Raw genomic sequence first — 2,156 nt, forward strand, 5'->3', positions numbered from 1 at the left:
GGTACTGGTACTCAGCGCCAGGAGCTTCATTTTTCTATTCTCAGTACCGCTTAGACCTTAACCGAGAAGTATTGGGTGATGTGGTAGTTGTTCCATTCCCATTTTCAGATTTAACACAAGCCAAGCGCCGACCGGCTTTAGTTATAGCAACTTTGACAGGAGACGATCTAATTCTTTGTCAAATTACTAGCCAGAGAATAGCCGATCGCTATGCTATTACTCTTGAAAGTAGTGATTTTAGTGAGGGCCGACTTAAACCTTACGAGCAACATTAGACCTAATCGCTTGTTTACGGCTGACCGAGAAATTATACTTTATAAAGCTGGTAAGCTTAAGCCTGATAAGTTGAACGAGGCGATCGCTAAAATCGTTGAAATTATTCAGCAGTAATTGCCTGTTGTCAAGCGTTCCGTCTGTTCAAAATGCTGTTTGACTGCGTTGTGTTGTGCGATCGACCTTTCGATGTCAAAAAGAGCGATCGCCCGCCGCCCGTGAAAAAGTAGTAAAGGGCGATCGACCTTTGGATACTAAAAGAGCGTTAGCGAAGCCCTCGAAGAGGATCGCCCTTCGCCCGTGAAAAAGTAGTAAAAGGCGATCGACCTTTCGATGCTAAAAGTGCGATCGCCCTCCCATCCCAGAAAAGCGATATTAATGCTAAACTGGGAAATCGGGAAACTCAATTGATAATTATGTAAATGAAGTAAGAGCCTATATGCCAAGGAAAATTCGGGACTATAAGGCTGAATTGATTAGATTAGGGTTTGTGCAGCGGCGTGGGAAGGGGAGTCATCATAACTGGAAGCATTTGCAACTACAACTGTTAATTACTATTGCCTTCAAAGACGGTGAAGATACACCGTTATATTTGGAGAAATTGTTAAAACAAGCAATTCAAGAGTTAGAAACAATTGCAGCAGAGGAATCAGAGGAATGAATTACCGCTATAGTTTATTAATTCAATGGTCACAAGAGGATCAACTGTATTTGGTAACACTACCAGAGTTTGCTAAACTGGCGATGCAGCCTTGCACTTATGGGAAAACTTATGAAGAAGCGATAGCCAATGCTCAAGAAGCGATCGCCAGCTACCTTGACTATTGCGAAGAAGAAGGTTTAGTACCTCCAAGTCGGATGACCGTTGCAGCTTAAATAAAAGGCGATCGCCCTTTCCATCCCAAAAAGCGATCACCCCTCCATCCCCAAAAAAGCGATCGCCCTCCCATCCCCAAAAAGCGATCGCCTCCCACCCCAGAAAAGCGATCGCCCTTCGCGCGTGAAAAAGTAGTCAAGGGCGATCGACCGGCACGATGCAAAAAAGAGCGATCGCCCTTCGCGCGTGAAAAAGTCGTAAAGGGCGATCGACTTTTCGATGTCAAAAAGTGCGATCGCTCGACATTCCTTCTCTCTCAAGTGTCATTGTGCCCTGAGATTGGCTAAAATAATCCTCATATCGTCTAGGAAAGCTTTATGCCAGAAGTTGCACGATTTTACGGAATCATCATCATCAAATTTTTATTTCTAAACTAGACGAGTTTAGTGTTTTAGCTGATGTTTCGTATGAGTGTTACTATTATTCAAGTATCTTCACTATTAACGGGGACATAGTATGATGAATAGCGATCGCCTCGAAACGTTAACAAACCAAGCTGAAGAACTCATACAGACAGGTGATTATAAGGGAGCGATCGGCATATTCCAGGAAGCTTTGCAAATAGCTCCCAATGATATAGAATGTTTGAGACAGTATGGTAAAGCATTAGCAAAAAATAACCAATATCCAGAAGCATTTAAAATCTTTGAAAAAGCTAAGAGGATTGACCCTACGAATGTAAAAATTTTAAGCTCCTATTCTAAGGTATTAAAGTGTGGAAGTAGGCTAGATAAATGGTTAGAAATCTTGAATATTTTAGTAAAAATTGAACCTAATGATCTGATAACGCTAAATAATTATGCCAATGCTTTGACTGCAAATAATCAGCATAAAAAAGCTTTACAGTTGTTTGAGCGAGCGCTACAGATTGAACCTAATAATCTGATAACATTATTTAGTTATGCCAAAGCTTTGATTTCAAATAATCAGCATAAAAAAGCTTTAGAGTTGTTTGAGCGAGCGCTTCAAATTCAACCTGATAATGTGATAACGCTAAATAGTTATG

General features: G+C 41.0%; 5 protein-coding genes. 4 read left to right on the plus strand and 1 reads right to left on the minus strand.

All coding sequences use genetic code 11. From position 1 onward, the window contains the following. The 3 genes from QUB66_RS19165 to QUB66_RS19175 form a co-directional block, all read left to right on the plus strand. A partial coding sequence (locus QUB66_RS19165; RefSeq protein WP_332971256.1) for a type II toxin-antitoxin system PemK/MazF family toxin occupies positions 1-275 on the plus strand: 275 nt, incomplete at its 5' end. Positions 276-712: 437 nt separating this feature from the next. Beyond that, positions 713-934 (plus strand): type II toxin-antitoxin system HicA family toxin, encoded by a 222-nt coding sequence (locus tag QUB66_RS19170; protein WP_265239080.1) that lies wholly within the window; start codon positions 713-715, stop codon positions 932-934. Next, positions 931-1,149, plus strand: coding sequence for a type II toxin-antitoxin system HicB family antitoxin (locus QUB66_RS19175; RefSeq protein ID WP_265239081.1), 219 nt, complete (start codon positions 931-933; stop codon positions 1,147-1,149). The genes QUB66_RS19170 and QUB66_RS19175 overlap by 4 nt, the downstream gene beginning before the upstream one ends. On the opposite strand, the gene QUB66_RS19180 is transcribed toward QUB66_RS19175, so the two are convergent. Next, complete coding sequence (locus tag QUB66_RS19180) at positions 1,146-1,376, minus strand: hypothetical protein (RefSeq protein ID WP_332969296.1); 231 nt, start codon at positions 1,374-1,376, stop codon at positions 1,146-1,148. The genes QUB66_RS19175 and QUB66_RS19180 overlap by 4 nt on opposite strands. A gap of 230 nt (positions 1,377-1,606) precedes the next feature. On the opposite strand from QUB66_RS19180, the gene QUB66_RS19185 reads away from it, so the two are divergent. Continuing rightward, a partial coding sequence (locus QUB66_RS19185) for a tetratricopeptide repeat protein (RefSeq protein ID WP_332971257.1) occupies positions 1,607-2,156 on the plus strand: 550 nt, incomplete at its 3' end.

Source organism: Microcoleus sp. A2-C3, assembly GCF_036706065.1.
Taxonomy (GTDB): domain Bacteria; phylum Cyanobacteriota; class Cyanobacteriia; order Cyanobacteriales; family Microcoleaceae; genus Microcoleus.